This is a genomic window from Dyadobacter sp. Leaf189 (genome assembly GCF_001424405.1).
Classification (GTDB): domain Bacteria; phylum Bacteroidota; class Bacteroidia; order Cytophagales; family Spirosomataceae; genus Dyadobacter.
In genome coordinates this window covers 1954514-1976230 of record NZ_LMPS01000001.1, presented here as the reverse complement: position 1 = coordinate 1976230, position 21717 = coordinate 1954514, and the positions used below count along the sequence as shown (strand labels likewise).

The 21717-nt window shown below is 49.3% G+C and carries 17 protein-coding genes; 6 read left to right on the top strand and 11 right to left on the bottom strand.

Features of this window, described 5'->3' with window-relative positions:
- The first annotated feature begins 139 nt into the window (after positions 1-139).
- On the top strand, positions 140-1435 hold the full coding sequence (locus tag ASG33_RS08395) for a S9 family peptidase (protein WP_056282497.1): 1296 nt from the start codon (positions 140-142) through the stop codon (positions 1433-1435).
- Positions 1436-1448: 13 nt separating this feature from the next.
- On the opposite strand, the gene ASG33_RS08390 is transcribed toward ASG33_RS08395, so the two are convergent.
- Positions 1449-1643 carry a hypothetical protein gene (locus ASG33_RS08390; protein WP_157474629.1) on the bottom strand — a complete coding sequence of 65 codons (195 nt, stop codon included), beginning with the start codon at positions 1641-1643 and terminating at the stop codon, positions 1449-1451.
- Between the two features lie 116 nt (positions 1644-1759).
- Here ASG33_RS08390 and ASG33_RS08385 point away from each other — a divergent pair, with 116 nt between their 5' ends.
- On the top strand, positions 1760-2005 hold the full coding sequence (locus ASG33_RS08385; RefSeq protein WP_056282490.1) for a hypothetical protein: 246 nt from the start codon (positions 1760-1762) through the stop codon (positions 2003-2005).
- Positions 2006-2101: 96 nt separating this feature from the next.
- On the opposite strand, the gene ASG33_RS08380 is transcribed toward ASG33_RS08385, so the two are convergent.
- Both ASG33_RS08380 and ASG33_RS08375 read right to left on the bottom strand, forming a co-directional pair.
- The gene (locus ASG33_RS08380) at positions 2102-2413 is read right to left on the bottom strand and encodes a HigA family addiction module antitoxin (RefSeq protein ID WP_056282487.1); all 312 of its coding nucleotides are present in this window, start codon (positions 2411-2413) and stop codon (positions 2102-2104) included.
- A gap of 20 nt (positions 2414-2433) precedes the next feature.
- On the bottom strand, positions 2434-2712 hold the full coding sequence (locus tag ASG33_RS08375; RefSeq protein WP_056283490.1) for a type II toxin-antitoxin system RelE/ParE family toxin: 279 nt from the start codon (positions 2710-2712) through the stop codon (positions 2434-2436).
- 182 nt (positions 2713-2894) lie between these two features.
- On the opposite strand from ASG33_RS08375, the gene ASG33_RS08370 reads away from it, so the two are divergent.
- Positions 2895-3350, top strand: a complete 456-nt coding sequence (locus ASG33_RS08370; RefSeq protein WP_200942729.1) for a YdeI/OmpD-associated family protein — start codon at positions 2895-2897, stop codon at positions 3348-3350.
- A gap of 29 nt (positions 3351-3379) precedes the next feature.
- Here the strand turns inward: ASG33_RS08370 and dgoD are convergent, their stop codons facing one another.
- The 3 genes from dgoD to ASG33_RS08355 are packed head-to-tail and all read right to left on the bottom strand — an operon-like array spanning position 3380 to position 6910.
- Entirely contained in the window at positions 3380-4528 is a 1149-nt protein-coding gene (gene dgoD / locus ASG33_RS08365) for a galactonate dehydratase (RefSeq protein WP_056282484.1), read from the bottom strand.
- Between the two features lie 55 nt (positions 4529-4583).
- Positions 4584-6287, bottom strand: a complete 1704-nt coding sequence (locus ASG33_RS08360) for a PQQ-dependent sugar dehydrogenase (RefSeq protein WP_229238594.1) — start codon at positions 6285-6287, stop codon at positions 4584-4586.
- A 59-nt stretch (positions 6288-6346) separates the two neighbouring features.
- Positions 6347-6910, bottom strand: coding sequence for a Crp/Fnr family transcriptional regulator (locus ASG33_RS08355; protein ID WP_056282481.1), 564 nt, complete (start codon positions 6908-6910; stop codon positions 6347-6349).
- An 80-nt stretch (positions 6911-6990) separates the two neighbouring features.
- On the opposite strand from ASG33_RS08355, the gene ASG33_RS08350 reads away from it, so the two are divergent.
- Complete coding sequence (locus ASG33_RS08350; RefSeq protein WP_056283482.1) at positions 6991-7680, top strand: HAD family hydrolase; 690 nt, start codon at positions 6991-6993, stop codon at positions 7678-7680.
- A gap of 89 nt (positions 7681-7769) precedes the next feature.
- Positions 7770-10874, top strand: a complete 3105-nt coding sequence (locus ASG33_RS08345; protein ID WP_056282476.1) for a zinc-dependent metalloprotease — start codon at positions 7770-7772, stop codon at positions 10872-10874.
- Here the strand turns inward: ASG33_RS08345 and ASG33_RS08340 are convergent, their stop codons facing one another.
- On the bottom strand, positions 10875-13106 hold the full coding sequence (locus tag ASG33_RS08340; RefSeq protein WP_082489119.1) for a GH92 family glycosyl hydrolase: 2232 nt from the start codon (positions 13104-13106) through the stop codon (positions 10875-10877).
- A 202-nt stretch (positions 13107-13308) separates the two neighbouring features.
- Here ASG33_RS08340 and ASG33_RS08335 point away from each other — a divergent pair, with 202 nt between their 5' ends.
- Entirely contained in the window at positions 13309-15861 is a 2553-nt protein-coding gene (locus ASG33_RS08335; RefSeq protein WP_056283477.1) for a hypothetical protein, read from the top strand.
- Here the strand turns inward: ASG33_RS08335 and ASG33_RS08330 are convergent.
- From ASG33_RS08330 to ASG33_RS08315, 4 genes are all read right to left on the bottom strand, one after another.
- The gene (locus ASG33_RS08330) at positions 15858-17423 is read right to left on the bottom strand and encodes a glycoside hydrolase family 43 protein (RefSeq protein ID WP_056282472.1); all 1566 of its coding nucleotides are present in this window, start codon (positions 17421-17423) and stop codon (positions 15858-15860) included. The two genes, ASG33_RS08335 and ASG33_RS08330, sit on opposite strands and share 4 nt — an antisense overlap.
- 68 nt (positions 17424-17491) lie before the next feature.
- On the bottom strand, positions 17492-18796 hold the full coding sequence (locus ASG33_RS08325) for a glycoside hydrolase family 71/99-like protein (protein ID WP_056282468.1): 1305 nt from the start codon (positions 18794-18796) through the stop codon (positions 17492-17494).
- Positions 18797-19004: 208 nt separating this feature from the next.
- Entirely contained in the window at positions 19005-19685 is a 681-nt protein-coding gene (locus tag ASG33_RS08320; protein ID WP_056282465.1) for a DUF3823 domain-containing protein, read from the bottom strand.
- A 128-nt stretch (positions 19686-19813) separates the two neighbouring features.
- On the bottom strand, positions 19814-21709 hold the full coding sequence (locus ASG33_RS08315; RefSeq protein ID WP_056282462.1) for a RagB/SusD family nutrient uptake outer membrane protein: 1896 nt from the start codon (positions 21707-21709) through the stop codon (positions 19814-19816).
- Between the last annotated feature and the right edge of the window lie 8 nt (positions 21710-21717).

Sequence of the window (21717 nt, the reverse complement as noted above, 5' to 3'; positions counted from 1 at the left end):
CGTGAAAATTCAATTCCTGATAATGATGGAAGACAGCATGAATTACGCCTATTTTTCATAAAACAAAAATGAGCGACTGTGCTGGTAGTATGTGTCTTCCATTGCTGCCTTTCCTGGATGAATCCATTTGTTCCTGAACATGAAACATCTATTACTGCTGATTCTCCTCAGTATCGCCGGCACGGTGTCGCACGCACAACAGGCAGCCAACCGCCCCACGCTGGTCGCGGGAATTCCCGTTAATTACAGTGAAGACTCAACAGGCACATACACCCTCCCCGATCTGCTGAAATGCGCCAACGGACAAGCTGTTACGAATGCGAAAATCTGGACGCAAAAACGGCGGCCGGAACTGTTGAAGCTAGTTGAAGAAATACAGTTTGGCAAAATGCCGGAGAAACCCGCTGCCCTGAAATTTCACGTCTTTGATAAAGGTACGCCCGCTTTCAACGGAAAGGCGATCCGCAAGCAGGTAACGGTTTACTTTACCAAAGATACTTCGGACCATAAGATGAACCTGCTCATTTACCTGCCTTCCGCTGCCAAAAAGCCTGTTCCAATGCTGCTGAACATTTCTTTCGCTGCATACAACCAGATTATCGACGATCCGGGTCTGCTGGTCGGCACGATCTGGAACAAGGAAGGCAAACGGGTGAAGGCTGATAAGCCCAGTGTTTTTGGTAAAATGGATATTGCACAATTTATGGATGCGGGAATCGGCTTCGCTACTGTTTACTACGGCGACATCGAGCCTGACTTTAAAGACGGTATCAACTACGGTATCCGGAAGATGTATCTCAAACCAGGGCAAATCGAAACAGCTCCTGACGAATGGGGCGCTATAGCAGCGTGGTCGTGGGGACTCAGCCGGGCTATGGATTATTTTGAATCCGACAAACAAATCGACAGTAAGCGGGTTGCATTGCAGGGCGCTTCACGGCTGGGCAAAACGGTACTTTGGGCCGGTATTCACGATCCGCGCTTCAAGATGGTCATTGCCAGCATTTCGGGAGAAGGCGGAGCGGCATTGGCGCGGCGCAATTATGGTGAAACGATCGGCCACATCACAGATCCTTCGCGCTACCTGTACCAGTTTGCCCCCAACTACCACTTCTATGCGGATAAGGTGAACACAATGCCCTTCGATGCGCACGCGCTGGTGGCATTGATGGCGCCACGTCCACTGCTTTTACAAACAGGCAGCACGGATTACTGGTCCGACCCGAAAGGTGAATTCCTGTCCGCCCAGGCAGCTGCGCCGGTTTACAAATTGTTCAACAAGACAGCTCCTGCTACCGCGACAACTATGCCCGCAGCAGGAGATACTTCCCTGTTAATGAATGATCTTGGTTACTATATGCACGACGGCGGCCACACCGTCTTGCCGGGTGACTGGAAGCTGATGATCAGTTATATGCAGCGATTTTTGCTGTAAATGCCAGTGAATTTTAATTCACATTGTTCAATCCGAGCTGATCAAGGATTTCCAATTTAGTACCGCAAATAAAATGCTTGTCGCCGTTTTTAAGGACTACCAGTGTGTACCGCATATCTGAATCCGGAACAACGTCCGTCACATCTTCCAGGGAGAACCGCACGGTAACTGACTCATCATCTTTCGTTTTGAATTCGCATTGTTTCATGTGAAGTACCATTTACATTTTAGTAATACGCAAGACAAAATCCGTGCTAGGGGTGGAATAAGGTGAAAGTGGTATCATTTTTTTACAAGGCTGGCTTATTCATCAACCAAACGATCATGAAAAAGCTCAAAATTGGCTTCGTCTTAGCGACACTGGCCATCGGTTTTACCAACTATTCATGCGGAACCACAAACGATAGCGGCGGCTCGTCAGACAGCTCGGCGACCACCATGAAAACGGACAGCGGCAATGCCGAAAGCACCAAAGCAATGGGTGTGGGAGAAGACAATCAGGATGAAGTACCAGGCTATCCTGCAAACCAGTCCAATCTGAATGCAGATTCGACGAGAGAAAAACATTGAGTATCAGGCTGGCAGAGATGTCAGCCTTTTTTGTAGATAATGGATTACTGGTAGCCCGAAAGGGTTATTTACAAGAAGATCGGCTTCAAGATGCTGTTATTGCGCAATTTGCAGATCTTTTCCTGCGAAATGCTCGATCTGTGAACGGTTTACCTTTTTTTCTGCATGCCACACTTCGTAGTTCTTTTGTAAGTCGACCCAGAACTGCGTGCTGTTTCCAAATGCTTCCGAAAGCTTTACTGCGAGTTCAGGACTGATACCGGCCCTGCCATTAACAACAGCTGATAAGTTTTCCCGCGCAACACCAATTCCCTTGGCCACTTGCGTCACGGTCAATCCGCGCTCCTTTATATATTCTTCTCTTAAAATTTCACCGGGATGTACCGGCGGCAAGCCTCTTTTCAACATACCATATTTCTTTAAATGACTCAATGATAGTCCACATAATCGACATCCAGCACATTGCCATTATCAAAACGAAAGACAATCCGAAAATTCGGCGAAATCTTTATTGACCAAAAATCTGATAAATCACCTGTCAACTTGTGGATTCCTGAACCCATTTGCTTTATATCGTCGACTGATGTAACCGCTTCAAGCTGGTCAAAAATCCGGTTGATCTTACCCAGATAGGCCGCTGGCAACTTCGACCCATTTCCCTGTTCATAGTAAAGCAATAAGCCTTTATGCCGTATCGATACAATCATAACAAATTTGTAACGTGTAATGTCACACATCACAAAAGAAAAGTTAGTTGCTCGCAACGATCAATCGCGAATATCTTATTCAATGGCAGGTATTGTTTAGCAAGCAGCTTTTTTATAGCCATCGCTCAGTATGATCACCACGCTACCAACTTTATTCTGCAATTCGATCCCAAAAAAAATACATGATGCTCTCTTTTACAACAACTTTGCTTCTTGCTAAGAAAACGGCTACCGGTGTGCAGGTGCCTGCTGAAATTGTGGAAAAGTTGGGTGCTGGAAAGAAGCCGCCGGTAAAGGTTACGATCAATAGTTACACCTACCAGAGCACAGTAGCTGTGATGGACGGGGTATTTATGCTGCCTGTAAGCGCGGAAGTTCGTGAAAAGTCGGGTGTGAATGCAGGGGAAACTGTGGAAGTCACTTTGGAGCTCGACACAGAAGTGCGCGAAGTTGCATTGCCCGAGGATTTCCAATCTGCATTGAATGCGAATGCTGCTGCAAAGCAATTTTTTGAAACGCTTTCCAACAGCAACAAAAAGCGTTTTACCATTCCCATCGAGCAGGCAAAGGCGGAGGATACCCGGAAAAAACGCATTGAAAAGGCAATTGCTGATCTGGAACAAGAAAAAAAAGCGTGACCCTGAGACCACGCTTTCCTCAAAAAATCTTACCATTCAGCCGCGCTGCCGTCTTCGTGCGTCCACAATGGATTTTTCCAGTTGTGTCCCACTTCGGCCATTTTCCGTACCTGCGCTTCATCGATCTGAATGCCCAGGCCCGGTCCGGCAGGTATTTTTACAAAACCATTTTCGTAGGTAAATACTGATTTATCTTCCAGGTAATCCATCAAATCGTTACCCTGGTTATAATGGATTCCCAAACTTTGCTCCTGGATAAATGCATTATGGCAGGTGGCATCTACCTGCAAACAGGCAGCCAGTGCAATCGGCCCGAGCGGACAGTGCGGCGCAGCGGCTACATCGAATGCTTCTGCCATGGACAATATCTTTTTACATTCGGTTATTCCTCCTGCGTGCGACAGGTCGGGCTGGATAATATCCGCATATCCGTCCATGAGGAGGTTTTTGAAGTCCCAGCGGCTGAACATCCGCTCGCCGGTAGCGATCGGAATGCAGGTATGCTGCGCAATTTCGCGTAGCGCCTCATTGTTTTCAGGCAATACGGGCTCTTCGATAAACATCGGGCGAAACTGTTCCAGCTCTTTGGCCAGTACCTTCGCCATAGGCTTGTGCAGCCTGCCGTGGAAATCAACGCCGATATCCAGTCCGTAGCCAACTGCCTCGCGAATGGAAGCCACACGCCGAAGTACCAGGTCGATTTTTTCGTATGAATCGATGTACTGCATTTCATCGGTCCCATTCATTTTGATCGCTTTGAAGCCAATATCAAAGGCAGCCTGAGCGGCACTTGCCACTTCCGCAGGCCTGTCGCCGCCAATCCAGGAATACACCTTGATCTTATCCCTGCATTTACCCCCAAGGAGCTCATACACAGGCGCGTCGTAAAATTTACCTTTGATATCCCACAGTGCCTGATCAATTCCAGCGATGGCGCTCATCAGAATGGGCCCGCCGCGGTAAAAACCGCCGCGGTACATTGTATTCCAGTGCCCTTCAATGTCAAGCGGATTTTTACCGATCAATGTGTCCATCAACTCAATCACGGCCGCTTTCACGGTTGCCGCTTTTCCTTCTATCACGGGTTCACCCCAGCCGATGATACCTTCGTCGGTTTCTACTTTCAAAAACAACCACCTCGGCGGTACCTGGAACAATTCGTAGCTTTTGATTTTCATTACAATGTTCTTTTTAAATCATCATTTGTATAGCAGCCCACCAGTTGCTGCGTACTTATAAAGTTGCATTCACCACCCGCCTGATCTTCCCGTCGGGCTTGGTCATGATATACATGTCACCAGTCTGACGGTCGTATTCAATCCTTACATCCACACGTTTGGCGCCTGTCAGTTCAGTCAGGCTGGTTTCTTTTCCATTGTAAGTCACAGAAAGTTCGTGCACGGAAGGATCACTCAGGTTTTTATCCACATTTACAAAAAACAGTTTCCCACTCACAATATCACCGAATATGTACTTGCCTTTCAAGGCATTCAGCTTGCCTTCATATACATAACCGCCGCTGATCGCGCTGCCATCATAGTGATCGTACAACGCAAATGGACGAATGTATTTCAGCGTATCGGGCTCCGTTACTTTATATACTTTTTTCAGATCTTTAAACGAAATCCCGAAATTACCTTCGCGGACATTCCAGCCGTAATCCCCGCCGGGTACCACCACATTGATCTCCTCAAAATTAGACTCGCTCACCTCCGCACTAAACAGTTTTCCATCGTACCAAGCCATTCTGTGCGGGTTCCGGAATCCGTAAGCGTATATTTCAGTGTAAATACCTTCCCCTTTTTCTCGTACAAACGGGTTATCCTTCGGAATTCCGTAGCTGCCGTTTTTGCTATTGTTCCCAAGCGGATCAATGCGGAGAATCGTGCCGAGCGGCGATTTCAACGTGTGACAAAGCTGCGGGTAACCGCTGATCGTGGACGAACCGTCGCCGATACCTATATATAAAAGTCCGTACTCCGGGTTGCTTTTTGCAACGCCCGGAACAAAGCCGATATCCTGTACGCCGTGAACAGCCCCCGGCACATTGATCCGCAAAAGTTCCCTCCTTTTTCCATTGAAAACGGAGCTTTTCACGTTGTCCACCTTCCATTCCGAAATTACCCATTGCATCGTTACTTTGATAGTATCGTTGTATGCATTGTCGGCAACTTTACCTTTAAATGCTTCGGTGTGGGTGATGTAAATGAGGCCGTTTTTAAGATAGTCGGGATGAAATGCAAAGCTGCCCAGACCAGTACCCAACCCGGGCTCATTGATGAAGTTGTCAACCAGCGGACGGATGTTCATGAATTCGCTTACCTGACCACCGGCGATCCGGTAAATGAATCCGCGCTGGTCACTCACATACAAACTTCCGTCTCCCGCAGGCGAAGTACGCATCGTCGCAATGCGGGTACGCGGCATTTTTTCACTTGAAAACGGCATGGTGACAAAATCTTCCAGCTCTACTTTCAGGCTTGATTTCGTAATCGGCGCAGCCAGTCGCTCCGGTTTGGGAGCTATTTCATCGGTATCTACTACCAGCGGTTTCAGGTCGCGTGACTTGCTTTCCTGGTCCAGGTAGGTCAGTATCGATTTGATCTCGTCATCTTTCAAAAAATCAAATGGCGGCATGACCATCTTGTAGCGCGCCGACAGGGCGATTGCGCGCTTGTCGCCTTTTTCAATGAATGCGGCAGGATTTTTGATAAACGCCGTCAGCTGATCGGCCGGCAACAGACTTGTAATGCCGCCGAGCCGCGGACCGATTTCCTCGGTTTCGAGCGCGTGACAGGACGCGCAGTTGGAAGTAAAAAGGGCCTGGCCGGAGGTTTGCGAAACCGCTGTCTGCTGGCTGGCGCCGGATTTCTGCGTGCGGGTACATCGCGTAAAAAGCACGATAACCATTATAAGGTAAAGGAACTTGCGGGACATATTCAGGTTTAGGGATCGGGCAAAGGAATTTTGAAAGATAATATAAAAATGCGCAGAAGTTACTGCAGCGACTTCAATGCGCGGTTGAGGCTCCGGACCGTAATACCGAGGTAACTCGCCATATCTTCTTTGGAGAGCGCTGTTTTTTGCCCGGATTGAAATTCAAGCAGCTTTTTCAAGCCTTGCTCCATGGTGTAAAGCTGCTGCGCCGACGACCGGCTGCTCGTGTTGATGATCCGCTCGGCCATTTCTTCCAGTAATAGCCTGTTGAATTTTTGATTTTGTTCCAAAAGCGCATTAAAGTAGCTCACAGTCAATGCATAGGCATGTACCTCCGTGATCGCTTCGATGTTGCACAGGCAAACCGAATCCTTGATCGCCTCGATCTCCCCGACGATCTCGCCTTCACCCAAAAATTCGACAATGTAATCTTTCCCGTTTTCCTCGCTTAAAAAGCACTTGGTAACGCCGCTTTTTACGAAAAACACCTTCTTCGTAACACTTCCCTTGCTGAGTATCGCCGCCTTTCTGGGGAATACCTCCAAAGCGATATGTTGCCTGTTCTGCGGGTTATCGAAAAGGGATTCGATGTACGATAAAAACGAGAGATTGGTACGCAGCATTTTTTAAGTCAATTGGGACAAATGTCCTTTTCCCTGCCGGGATGGCGGCTGATTTTTGCGGCTTAAATTTAAACATTACAATGAAGAATCATATCAAGGTCATTGCATTCGACGCTGACGATACTTTGTGGGTTAATGAGCCGTTTTTTCAGGAAACAGAGCAGCAATTCTGCACGATGCTGGAAGACTTTCTTCCGCAGCATTCCATTTCACAGGAACTCTATAAAATGCAGGTCAAAAACCTGCCGCTTTATGGTTACGGAATCAAATGTTTTATGCTTTGCATGATCGAAACGGCGTACAATGTTTCAGGAGGCACGGCGAGTATGGAGATCATCCGGGACATTATCGCGCTCGGCCAGGAAATGCTCAACAAACCCGTGGAGCTGCTGGAAGATGTGCAGCATGTACTGGAAACCCTCAAGGGAAGGTACAGGCTCATCGTAGCAACAAAAGGCGACCTGCTCGACCAGGAGCGAAAATTACAGAAATCGGGTCTGCTGGAATATTTTCACCACATTGAAATCATGAGCGACAAGCGGGTACAGGATTACAGCAAGCTGATCAGGCACCTGGATTGCCGCCCCGAAAACTTTCTGATGCTGGGAAATTCAATCAAATCGGACGTACTGCCCGTACTCGAACTCGGAGGCTTTGCGGCGCACATTCCTTTTCACGTAACCTGGCACCACGAGCACTACGAACACACATTGGAACACGCCAATTTCATGCAGCTGGAAAGATTGGGAGAAATATTGGACCATTTGTAAACCAGCGCATTCTAAATTTCAGATCGCCCGCGCCGCTCAGGCAGCGGGCGATTTCTTTTCAGGGTCATATGGGAAACTTCCAAATCCCTATGCGAAAAATTCTACTAACAACATTTTTCCTGGTAAGCAGCATTGTGGTTACGGCGCAAACTAAGGATGTTTCCTGCGGTACCACAGAAGAAACTTCGAGGGAAACAGACAGCCTGCTGAACCTGATGCGCCAGTCGCCCGGGCTGATGCGCGCGCGCGCGAATGCGAACATGAACATTTGCCGGCTGGCTGTCGAAATCGACTCGGATACTTACGCTGAGTTTGCCGGAGATACTGCCGCAATCCGCCGCGATGTATTGAAAATGGTTTCCTGGTGTTCAAAGATCTATGAAGCCGAAATCAATACCCGGCTGGTAGTGAGCGTGATCAGGATCTGGAAGCCCGATGAACCGGATCCGTTCAGGGGAATCAACGATTCCGGCGTTTGGCTGACACGCATCAACCAAATGCCACTTGCAGTCGGCTTCGACAAACACATTTACCTTTATACCAAGCCAAATAACGGCTTCGGCGGCATCGCATACCTGTCGGGAGTGGAGAGCGTATCTCCATTATACTCGCCGCAGGTGCTGGCGCACGAGCTCGGCCACAATTTCAGTTCTCCACATACGCACAGCTGCAACTGGCCCGGCGGGCCGATCGACTATTGCAGCGCGCCAGAGTACGGATGCTACGATAAGTCACTGGAAATGTTGCAGGTAAGCTCCATTATGAGCTACTGCAACAGTCGCGAAAATACATTTCATCCCTTGTCCCGTGAAATTATGATGCTGCACGCGGCAGGTCACTTTACAAGCATTGGATCTGCCCCTGAGCAGGTGAGCCTGCAACCTGCTTACAATGCAGGGCAGCAGGATTTCTTCACTTTTGATCCCATTTTATCTGCTACCAGCTACCAACTCAGCATTTCACAAAACCCGGATTTTTCAGGCGAAACGATCACCGAACTTCCATTTAATGGATTTGAAACGAGCCAGCTTGTTGCGGGTACCGGGTATTATTTCAGGATAAAAGCTGTCAATGCGCTCGGGGCTTCCGATTGGTCAGCGACTTCCATTTTATCCATTACGCCAAAAAACATCGGCACGCCCGTCATCACCGCGCCACTCGGCAGTGACATGCGAACGGAAACCGGCAGCTCAGTTCAGCTGATTTTCAATGCAGCAGCAGGCGCTTCCGGTTACGAGATCCAGATTTCGCATGCCCTCGACCTTGGTTTTAATAATGCGATCGTAAATCAGACGATCCCTACGACGGATTTCAGCTTTACAATCCCGTACCGAATGCCCATGCGGTGGCGGGTAAGAGCGGTCAATGGGAGCGAAAAAGGGAGCTGGTCAGATCATTCCTTCATTCTTCCGAATGTAAGTCCCTATAACGGCTTCATCCTTCCCGCTGGCTGGAACGGTCAGCAGACCCTGACTTCGTTTCCCTACTTCTATTCGATGCTGGACCCGATTTCGCACGTTCGGGTTACGATTGATGATAACAGTGATTTCAGTAGTCCGATTTCGGTGAAAGAGCAGGAACCAACCGGTTTTTTCAAAGATCTTCCTGCCAATCAAACCTTATACCTGAAAGTGGAAGAATGGAATGATAACCGGATCATGTACCCTGAAATACCACTTACAAGCTACGTCATGACACTCACAACCGGAAGCACGAAGTTGCCGGATAAGATCACCTTCCTGACTGCAACCGACGCCAAATTGTTTGGTGCCCTTTCGCAGAATATGGCTGTATCCAACAAGTATGTCTGGTTTGAAATACCGGGCACAGGGTACATACGCATGCACCCCATCAACCTCGACTACCAGATTTTCAACCGGAACACTACGGACGGACTGATCGGCTCGGGTATGTTGCCGCGTTCGGTGCATTCGGATAAAAACCAGATGGTCCAGTTTATGAGCAGAGGCACTTACAATGCGGTAAGGTGGTCGCGTCCAGTGAATGAGGACCTGACGGGGGAATCTACCGTAGTCCAGTTTTATGAAAATGTGCAGGACTTCGATCCCGATGGAAAAGTTGCGTGGAGTTCGCAGCAGATTTTCTGGGAAAAGAATGGATATGTCATGCAGCACCGGTACTTCGCCCCAAACGAATACATTATTCAGGTAAAAGTTTCGGGAACAAAGGTCTGGACACTCATATCTGACTTAAATGATGGTAGCAACAGGATTGTAGTAACTGATCTGGAAAATCCCTCGTATTATGAGACGATCAGCCACAATACCCAACCTGGCATTCAGAATTTCATATATCAGCTGGAGTTGGCGACAAATGGAACGATATGGCTACGTCAGCTTGACAGCAATACCGGAATCAGCTCAGTGGCAAGCTACAACGGCAGCAGCTGGACAGTTTATGATCGCAACAACTCTCCGATCAACTCCCCCTACACCCTGGCACTCGCGCCAAACGGGATACCCTACGTTCTCGAGACTGGTTCCCAATCTTCCATTTATCGCTTTAAAGATGGCGCCTGGGAAAATATGGAGGTGGAAATGCCTTATGAAAATCTAAGCGGCGCCATGTATGTAGATAAATACGAAAGCTGCTGGTTAACTTCCATTTTCGGTGTCGTACGCATTGCTACTTCCGGCTTGTTGCCTGTGACGCTGGTAAGCTTTGAAGCTGACAAGGAGGAACATGCGGTGAAGCTGAAATGGCAGGTGGAAGACGAAGTGGATATGCTCGAATATGTGGTAGAACACAGCACCGACGGAAAGAAATTTGAGCCGGCAGGTCGCATGGAAGCTGCCAAGAAGCCTTACTACGAGCTCAGGCACTTGTACCCGGCGGCCGGGAAGAATTATTACCGCCTCAAATCCGTAGAGACAGACCAGGATTTTGCATTAAGCAAGATTGTAACAGTGACTTTTCCTGACGCTGCGGACCCCTATTTATATCCAAACCCAACACAAAATACCGTACACATCACCTTGCTCCCCGAACAAACCGGGACACCCGGACGGATCTCGGTTATTACAATGGAAGGAAAAAAGCTGGTCGATAAAGAGGTTCAGCTCCTGAAAACCTCCGAAACGGTCGACTTATCGTCACTTCCCGGCGGACGTTATTTCATCCGCATTGACAATGGAAAGGAAACGATCAGCCGACCGGTCGAACTCAGGAGATGATTAATCCCCCAGCCCCCATTGTTTGTTAGGTTTCGGTCCCATTTCGAGTTCGAGGGTACCGCCGGCCATTAATTCGGTATGTGTAAACGAAGGTTTGTTCAAAGGTTTTCCATTAAACCTCGCGCTCTGAATGTACTTGTTCACGACAGAAGCTCCATTAGCGAGCACCGTGAACTGCTTTCCGTTTTGCAGGTCAATGGTTGTTTTCTCAAAAAGGGGACTACCGATCGTGTACTCCGGCTTGCCGGGCGTGAGCGGGTAAAAGCCCATAGACGAGAATACCACAAATGCCGTCATACCGCCGCCGTCTTCATCGCCGGGTATCCCGAAAATATTGTCTTTAAACCATACATCGAGTAAAAACCGGATCTGTTTCTGGGTTTTCCAGGGAGAAGTACTGTTGTATAAATAAGGGATGTGAAAGCTCGGTTCATTCCCCATTGAAAACTGGCCCACATTGCCCGTCGCATCGGGAAACTTGGCCCAGAACTCGTATTTGCTTCTTCCCAGATCTTCACGGAACAGCTGATCCAGCTCGGCTTCAAACTTTTGCTTGCCGCCCATGAGGCTGATCAATCCCGGGATATCATGTTGTACCTGCCATTTATAAGTATACCCGTTGTTTTCGTCGTAATATTCCCGGCCGCCCATTCCGCCATCGAACTTGGGATCGATTTTGATAAAATTGCCTTTGCGGTCTTTGGGAATAAACATCATCTGCTCTTTGTGCCAAAGGTTTTTGTAGTTCAAAGCGCGTTTGCTGAAAACCGCCTGATCCTTTGTCTTGCCCAATGCAGCGGCAAATTCCGCCACAGCCCAGTCGTCGTAAGCACCGCCCAGCGTCACAGCTACCGACTGGCGCTTTTCAAATGGGGTAACAAGCTTCACGGTTTCCTTTTCGCCTTTTCCAAGCGCAGGATAGTAGCCGTTTTTAAGGTAAAAGTCATCCAGCTCGCATTTCGGCCCATTCACCCAGGGCAGCATGGTACCCTCGTTCGCATTCTTCACCATTCCCTCGTAGGCTTTTTCGATTTCAAAATTGCGCAGTCCTTTCTTGTAGCCGTCGAGCAGCACTATGGAAGAGTGGAACCCATTCATGCAGGGATTATCGCCGAACAAAACCGGGAACTGTGGTATCCAGCCGCTTTGCTTGTACATATCCACAAAAGATTGCAGCATATCCTCTTCCTGGGCAGGGTTGAGAATGGTGCGGAGCGGATGGTGCGCCAGGTAAGTATCCCACATCCAGTCGTCTACGTAAAAAGTACGGTTCTCGTGATGTACCTTGTTGTCATACCCGCTATAATACTTCCCGTCTTCCGAAATGTCGACCATCCGCTCGTAAGTCCGGTATAATGCGGTATAAAAGCTGCGTTTTTGCGCCTCGGTGCCGCCTTGAACCTGTATCTGTCCGATCACCTTCTCCCAGGCACCCTCTCCCTGCTTTTTGAGGGTCTCAAAATCAGTGGCTTTCAGCTCATTCTCAAAATTCTTCTTCGCCTGCTCGGCAGACACGAACGAGATCGCATATTTCAGTTCTATTTCTTTATCGCTTTTCGGGAAATGAATGGCGGCACGTGCACCCTTCCCTTCCACCTTCCGGGCGGCGCCCAGCTTGTCTCCCATTCCGGTAACCACATTGCCGGCTTCATTGAAAACCCCGTATAAATGGATTTTCATCCCGTGGTACAGTTCGGTTGCCACTACCTCCCGTTCATTCAGAAACTCCCAGCTTCCGGCTCCGTTATACAAGCCAAGTAACAGGCTCTTAGTCGCATTGGCCGGAAATTGAAAGCGGAAAATCCCAGTCTTTTTGCCGGGCACATAGGAAACTGTTACTTCGTCATCTACAAAATACGTCGAGTAAAACCAGGGCCGGATCGCTTCTAGGTCATGGTCGTAAGCCAGCTTTTTATCCCAGCTTTTCGCATTCACATCGCCTGTAATGGGTTTTATCGAAAATGCTTCCCCGAGCCGGTGGGACACAATGGTCAATGGAAAGCTGGAAATCTGATCGTCGAGGTAATTGGCGCGGATCGGCGCCATTCTGATCATCTGGTTTGGCAGCTGAACAGTTGGACGTGTAGGTTCGAGCAGCTGCCCAACGTTACCAATCCGGGGATCTATATATTGGAGATTGCCGGCTCCTGCTTCCGGATTTTTCTTCTGTGCTTGAAGCGGGAAAAAGGGTAACAGCGCAAAAGCGAGAAGGCCAAACTGTTTAATCAGCATAAATTCATTTAAATTTAAATAATAATGCAAATTCGTTCTCCGGAACGAACGCAACGGCGTTTTTGAGAAGCGAATTAAGTAAATCGCACTTAAAAAAAGCTTAATATTTGCTTAACAGCTCCTGTATAACCCGCTTTTTGAGATTTATTTGAAAACCCTTTTCCACTTCATCAGGCACACCTCGATTACCCGCAGGAGAACCATGCTTTTCTGCGTTTTTCTGCTGCTTACCTGCATTTCGAATCCGGCAGTCTTCGCACAAGGGCAGGCTTACGGGCTTGGATTTGAAAGTTTCGAGTCCGTGCAGGACAAGCGCACAGGATTGGACCTGAGTCCCGGAAGTAACTTTTGTTTCAAGGGAGATTTCGAGCTTTCATTTGAACTCTCATTCCTGCCCGACAAGAAAAACTACTTTGGCTACATTGTCAGGCTGATCGACGATAACAACCGTAACATCGACATTCTTTACGATAACTCGGACGCCGTAACGCAGCATTTCAAAGTGGTTACAGGCGACCGCTTTTCCACCATCGCATTTGATATTCCCGAGCAGGACCTTTTTCAAAAATGGAACCGGATCCGTTTGATTTACAGCAGCAGTCAAAAGGAAATCAGGCTGATCTCCGGAACGAGGACTTTCAGGCACGCTTTGACTGTCAATCCTACCTCCTGCTTCAAAATACTTTTCGGCGCCACGCGGTACAAGAATTTCAACACGACGGACGTGCCCCCGATGAAAATCCGGAACGTGCAGCTGACCGACAATGGAGCGCTCAAATACCACTGGCCGCTGGACGAAATGAAGGAAAGCAAGGCGGGTGAAATAGTCAGCCACAAGGACGGACTGGCTACCAACCCGTTGTGGATCAAGAAAATGCATTACGACTGGCAGCCGCTGCGCACTTTCACATTGCAGGGTCCCGCCAGGGTTACCTGCGACCAGGAATCGGGGACGGTGTTTGTGGTGGGTGAAGATACGCTCGTCAGCTACCGGGTGGCCACAGATGCGGTTAGCTACCGCTCCTATCCAGCACAGTCGTTTTTTATGGATAACCAGGTACTTTTTGATAAATCGAAAAACCAGATTTTCAACCTGTTTATCAATGAAAAACAGGTCACTGCATTTGACCTTAAAACAGGTACCTGGAACCGGAATGTGGCTGATTCGTCACAGAAAACGCATTTTCTTCACGCCAACAAGTTTTTCAACCCGCTGGATTCGTCCATTTATATGCTGGGCGGCTACGGGCATCTTGAATACAAAGCCAACATTCAGAAGTATGATCTGAAAAGCAGCAGCTGGGCCGATCTCACGAAGAGAGATACCGTATTTAATCCAAGGTACCTGGCTGCTTTGGGGCGTACGGAAGGCGGAGCTTACCTGATCGGCGGCTACGGCAGCACTACCGGCAAGCAGGTACTCAATCCGCGTAACTGGTATGATTTGCTCTATTTCAATGTGCGCGATCAATCGTTCAGGCAGATTTACCAGCTCCCCACGCCGGGCGAGGATTTTGTGTTTGCCAATTCTATGGTGATCAATGAAAAAGAGGATAGTTACTATGCATTGATCTTCCCGAAAGACAAATTTCAGACCGAAATGCAGCTGATCCGGGGCTCGCTCAAAACGCCGGATTACGAAGCTGTGGGTTCCAAAATCCCGTTTCAGTTTCTGGACACAGGTTCTTATGCAGATCTTTTTTATGATAAACATACCTGCCGTTTTGTAGCAGTTACGCTTCACAAAAACGACCGGAACCAGACTGTGGCTTCCATTTACTCGCTTTACTCGCCGCCATTGCCAGGCAGCGGTCCTACAATCCAGGAGGCTGGCGAAAAGTCGCCGGGTTTTTCCGGCGCTGGTCTGCTCGCCCTGCTAGCCGGCGCTATTGCTCTGGTTCTTGCATTCATTTATTTCAAAAACAAAAAGCGTATACAGCCGGCTATCCCGGCGAATGCCGATCATGCTGTTACTGTTGATTCTGTTCCTGAGATTGAAGTCGCGCCTACTCAGGAATTCAGCCCCATTCCGCTTCAAAACAGCATTTTCCTGTTTGGTAACCTGCAACTTTTTGATGAAGACGGTAGGGAAATCACCAAGCTTTTTACGCCTTTGCTGAAAGAGCTGTTTCTGGTTCTCCTGCTTTACTCTACACGCCGGGAAGGGATCAGTTCAGAGAAATTGAAGGAATTGTTATGGTTTGATAAGTCAGCGGACAGCGCGCGGAACAACCGGTCTGTGAATATCGCCAAGCTGAAAGCAGTACTGGAAAAGCTGAAAAGTGCCGTGATCTCGAAAGAAACGGGCTACTGGCGGCTGAATGTAGATTACGATATCACACGCGTAGATTACGCCGAATACCTTGCCCTGGTATCGGGAAAGCGCATTTTGAACAAACACGAAATTACCCGGCTGGCAAACATTACGAAGCGCGGAAGCTTCCTTTCCAACCTGGAATATGAGTGGCTGGACAGCTTCAAATCGGAGGTATCGAACGAAATCGTCGATGCTTACCTGCGGTATGCCGGGTCTGTCAACATGGCCGACGATCCGGAATTCCTGATCCGGCTCGCCAACTACATTTTCTATTTCGATCCCGTGAATGAAGAGGCTATGATCCTGAAATGCAAGGCGCTGGCGCATTTGGGCAAACATTCACTAGCCAAGACCACCCTCGAAAACTTCGCCCGCGAGTACAGCAGGATTTACGGCGAGGAGTTCAGCAAGGATATGCCCGAAGTATTGCATTCTTAATCGTATTTCATCCGGATCGCCTTGATCTCGCTTTTTCCCGGACTTGTACCCGACACACTTACCCCCACACGCGGCGCGCGGTCCCAGCGCGGCAGCCAGGGTGCTTCCATGGTAACGGTACTGGTCAGTGAGTCGATTTTCTGGCCCTTGATCTCCCAGCTGAACTCATAAAACCTTCCGAACCGGCTGTTGAGTTTCAGGTCGATGTACTTGAACCGCTCGGGAATAGCCTGCGACTTGATCACCTGGCGCTTGCCGTCACGGATCTGCCACACTTCCAGCATCTCGTCCCGTGCGCCCAGCCCGATCGCATTCTCAGCATCGCCGTACAACACGATGTGCTGCATCAGTTCATTGAGCCCTACCTCCGCCGAAAAGGTATAGCTGCCTTTTTTCAGGACCATTCCGAGGAAGTTGCCTGCTGCTCCTTTGTTGGTATTATCAATGCGCAATGCGCCGCGCTCCACGGCGTAGGCTGGTTTTGGGAAATGCACATCATACGCCCACGGCGCCTGCAAAGTATCGCGTTCATAGTCCAGCGAGAAGCTCGGATTGAGGATCACAGTGGCCGAGGAAGGCGCTTCTGCCTGAGCGGGCGTTGTTTTTCCATACCGGAAAGCCGGCCATTTGGAAGCCTCGTCAAACACCAGTTCGCTTAACACACCCTGCCGGCCCGCGAAAGTAAAGTCGACGCCATTGTAGGCGTGGTGCAGGTAAAAGTAGCGGTTATCGGGCGTGACCACCACCGTTCCGTGACCGGGACATTTCCAGGTTTCATCACCAAAAAGGGCAGGATTTCCGGGGTATTTCACCCAGGGCCCTTTGAGGTTTTCAGCCCGCGCAAAACCGACCTGATAGTCGCATTTCTCGCCGCAGCATGCATTGCCCGAGTAGAGCATATACCAGTAATTGCCTCGTTTAAAAATCGCCTGACCCTCGGCTCCGCCGCTTTCCCAGCCAGTAGGATCGGCTTTGATCAGGCTGAATTCCTTACCGGTCACCTTCAATCCGTCCGCCGAAAGTTCGGCACCGAGGATCTCAATGCCCCTGTCCTTGTCGAGCCCGTAGGCTTTCCAGGTCAGATAAAGCTGGCCTTTGTCTTCCACGATAAATGCGTCGATTGCCTCGTTGGTCCATTCAAGCAGCAAGCCGTGGTCTTTAAAACCTTTCTTCAAATCCTTTGTAGTCGCTACGCCGATGAAAGATTTCTGATCGGACTTGCGCCGGGCTGTATAGTAAACGTAGAAGGTCCCGTTCCGGAAAAAGAGCTCGGGCGCCCAGTAGCTGCCCATTGTCCATGCAGGAAGTTCATCAAAAACAGGCCCCACATACTCCCAGTCGACCAGGTTTTTGGAACTGTAAACAGGATAAGCCGGCCCCCATTCGGATGAGGTACCGGCTGCATAATAGGTATCCCCCACCCTGATCACCGAAGGATCAGCAAAGTCGCCGGCGATCACGGGGTTACGGTAAGTAATCACCCGGCTAGGCGGCGCTTTCTGGGCTGTTATATGATGGTTTAAAAACAGGATCAATGCAAATGCAAGCAGCTGAAATCTCATCTTTTCATTAGAATGGTTGACCTAAGAAAAAGAATTTTATCCAGAATTCAGAAGTGAAAATGCGCTTGCTAGGGTTTGCGTTCGGGCTTGCTGGCATTGTATCCGCCTGCGCCATGAAACCATTTGGCTCCCTGACCGGTGAGCCAGAGGTAGTAATCCGTCGCCAGATCGGCTTCTATGCCCACAAATTTACCGTCTGCATTCAGCGGGGTTTCGCCTTCTTTTTTGGTTTTGAAAATGGCGGTACCCTCGTCTACCTCGTCGAACATGGCGACATACAAAGCCTCCGCACCGGACATTTTTGCACCGGCGATCTGCTGCCATAAAAACGCTCCTTTGGCGCGCGGGATCTGGTTGTAAAGTGATTTATCGTTTTTAAGATTACCCCAGCTGAACCCCGGAAAAACAAGCGGCGCGTAGTCAATGTTGTTGGTTTTGCACCAGGTAATATCCGCCGGCAGCTGCGTACCTGCCACCTGCGTGTAGGAAGCCGCATTGTACCTGCCTACCGCCCAGGGCATGATCACGTCGGCGCTTTTAATGACCGTGTGCAGCAGCTGCGAGTTCTCGGTATCATTTCCCAGCGTGCGCCAGAAGTAAGGTACTCCCAGCAGGATCGACGCTTTCCTGGTCGGACCTTTTATTTTTTCAACAAGCTTCTGAATATCGGCAATGGTATATTTCCTGCCATCATTGAACCCTACGCCCCAGATTGCGACGAGTGGCCGGTCGTTGTGGCGCAGGTAAGTCGGATTTTGTTTGTTGTCAAACAGGTTGAACAGCTTTTGCAGCTCCTCCCAATCCTTCACTATGAAATCCATATCCGCCGAAACAGAGCCGCTGAGATCATACATGATGCTGATCGCGCGGCCGTACTTTTTAGAAGCTTTCAATGCGTTGGCGAGGACTTTGTTAAAGTGCTTTTTGCCGCTTTCTCCTTTTACCTCACTCACAAACCGCTGCATGTACACCCCGTCGATATCGTGCTCTTTCATCCATTTAAAGTGCAAATCGACACTTTCTTCATCGTAGGGGCTGTACACTTTTGCAGCTTCCCCGTTCGCGTATTTGAATGCAGTGTTATAGGTTTTGGAATAGTCAGTCACATCCGGCCAGAAATCAATGGAAGCAAATCCCGGCTCAAACCTGCCGTTTTTCTGATAATGGTGCCACCCCCGCCCGGCCCCGTCACCCTCAGCCGTAAACCAGCCCTGATACCCCGCCATCACAAGTCCTTTGTAGCTTTTAAAAAGAACGCCGGTCGTGTCGTATTTGACTTCTTCAACGGGAGCCGGCGGTGTGCCGGGCCCATCATCATTACTGGCCGCACAGCCAAGCGTTAAGAGTAAAAAAGGGATTAGGAATAGTCTCATTTGTTACTGGTTTATTCTGTTAATTTTTGAATTTTTGGTTTGATTTTGCCTGAGCAGCACCTCCTGCTTTGTCACCCTGAGCGGAGTCGAAGGGCGGGCACTGCGCTACTTCCCTTCGACCGCCCGGCGGCCCGGTCCGCTCAGGGTGACAAAGGCGGGAGCCGCTCAGGCACAAAAAGGGGGCGTACTCAGGGTGACAAAGCCAGCCTCACAACCCCAGCCGCACGGCCTTGGCGTAATTGAACTTCGACTCGGGCGCGTCTATGATGGCTCCGATGCGGAAGAAGTATTGGTTGCCTGTTTTCAGGACATTGCTGTTGGCGGCGACATCGAGTTCGAGGGTGTAGACCTTGTTCGCATCTACTGCTCCGTTGATTTCCTGCTCAACCAGCGCAGTGCGCATTGGCTCTCCTACTGAGGGTTCAGGATGTGCGTACAAGCCGATCTTGCGCACATTGTTGATCACGGTTTGCTGCAATTTGAAGCTGGCTATTACTTTGGATCCCACCTTCTCAATTTTAGCGTCCTTCACCCGAATGTAAGGCTGTACCTTGAAATCCAGCTTCGTTTCGCCATTCACAGTTACCTCTTGCGGGGTAAGCGGCACAAAGTTGCCGCGCACCGGCGCAATGGTGTAGGTATTTGAAAAAATCAGATTGTTGCGGTACGAACCATCGTTCTTAAATATCATCAATTGCTTCGTCTGCGAGGCATATCCGTGCTCAATGTACTCAATGGCGCTGCCGCGAATGATATCCTGCTCCACCGGCTCATTGGTGTCAATATCCAGAATAGTCCCAAACAACTGCGCATCCGGCGCAGGATAGTTGTCGATGCTGCAAGAAGCGAGCAGCAGCAGGGAGATGAAATAAAATGCTAGATTTTTCATTTGTTTTTGCTTTTGGCCATTGGCTGTTAGCTATTAGCTGTTGGCTCATAGGGTTATTAAAAAACAGTATCTATAATAATTTGGATTACTAAAAGCCAAGAGCTAATAGCTAAAGGCTAACAGCTAACTCAATACTGCGGATTCTGCACCAGTCCATTTGCTCCGATCCCAGGAATGTAGCGGTAGTACTGCTTGTAGTCGAAGGTTGATGGGTTGCTTCTGGCTACGTTGGTGCGGATGAAAATGTATTTTGCAGGCGTAGCACGCAGGTCGAGTACGGGCAGGATGGAGTGACGCATCGTATTGTTGAATGTCGTGTGGTACTCCCTTCTTCTGATCAAATCCCAGAAACGTTTGTTTTCAAACGCCAGCTCTACCCTTCTCTCCCGGATGACATTCTCGATCGTAAGCGGAATATCCGTTTTGTGGCCTGCGCGGTGGCGGATATCGTTGAGGGCTTTGGCACCTTTCACTTTATCGCCTGTACCACTTTCCACTATTGCCTCTGCGTAGTTCAGGAGGATTTCGGCATACCTGAAATCGGCGAAATCAGTAGTGCTCTGGTTCCAGCCAGGGGGCACATTCACGCCTTCATTCAAAAACTTCTTGAAGCTTACCCCGGTACGCGTGTTGTTGCCACCCCAGGTATCAAAACCCGAATATTGCGTGCGGTCGGCGGCTCCGTAGGTGTAATAGGTTTTTCCATTGACTGTATAAGGCTCTCCTCCCATGATCTGCGGACTACCATCAGGCTTGATAAAACCTGCCTGGATAACGATTTTCTGACCTTTCCAGTTGGTACCCGGCAAAATCATCGTCGCCCACATGCGCGCATCTTTCCCTTTGAAAATATCATTCGGCCCCTCAAAACGCTTGTACTGTTTGGCTGCATTGAATCCATTGTAGTCGGTCAGATCGTTGCCTGCTTCGGAGGTCATGATCGGTGCACTTACGCCCGGCTTGTCGTAGCTTTCATAAATGTCCATCAGTTCCAGGGTCGGGTTCATACGGCCCGGGTGCGGCCAGCCATTTGCGGTTTGATTGGGCTGGTACCAGATCCCGTAGTTATGGCCCGTGCCTGAACCAGGTCTTGCATAACCTTTGATAAAAATGACTTCCTCAGGCGCGTTGTTAGGATCTTCAAAAAGCAACCGGTAGTTGTTAGCCGCGTCTTCGGGAGTAGCCGGATTAGCCCGGAACAAAGAGAATTTACCCGAATTCATGATCGCCTCAGCAGCATCAGCAGCCGCTTTGTAGAATTCAGCCGCCGCAGATTTGTCAAGACCCACCAGCTTCTGGTCCACCGCAGTACCCGACAATGGAGACCTGTCCCCGTATTTTGCCAAAGATGCAGCGTGCAATGCAGCCCGTGATTTCAATGCGTAAGCCACCCACTTGGTTGCTCTCCGCTCGCCGCCCGGCCACGATTCTGCCAGGTTAGCAATGGCCAGGTCGCATTCTTTCATCACAAAATCCCAGGTTTCCTTTTCTGTGCTGCGCGGTACTTTCAAAGCTTCCACATCGCCCTCATATTTTTGAACAGCTGTGATCAATGGAACCCCGCCGTATCTTTTTACCAAACCAAAATAAGCGTAAGCACGGATAAACGAACTTTCTCCGATCAGCGCCTTTCTTTCGTCATCGGTAATATCCAGCGTCGGGATAATGTCAATGAGGATGTTGGTGTCCCGGATCAGCTTGTAACCCTGGTCCCACCATTGAAAATCATCATTTCCGATAAAGTCACCAAACTCGGTATGTACTGCTTCGTCGGTCACCATCGCCGGCGCAAATCCGCCGTTGTTGGGATCGCCTGTGTTCCAGTTGAAACCCTGGCGGAAGAATGTAAAATCCTCGATCGGCAACTGATAGTATAGGTTGGCCATATACAGCTTCACACCCTCAGGATTGGAGAAAAGGTTTTCTCCCTGCAACTTGTCGAGCGGCTGCTTGTCGAGCACATTCCCGCAGCTTAATGCGAAAAAGACGACCAGCAGAAGCCCTATATTTTTAATCATTTTCATTGTTAGCG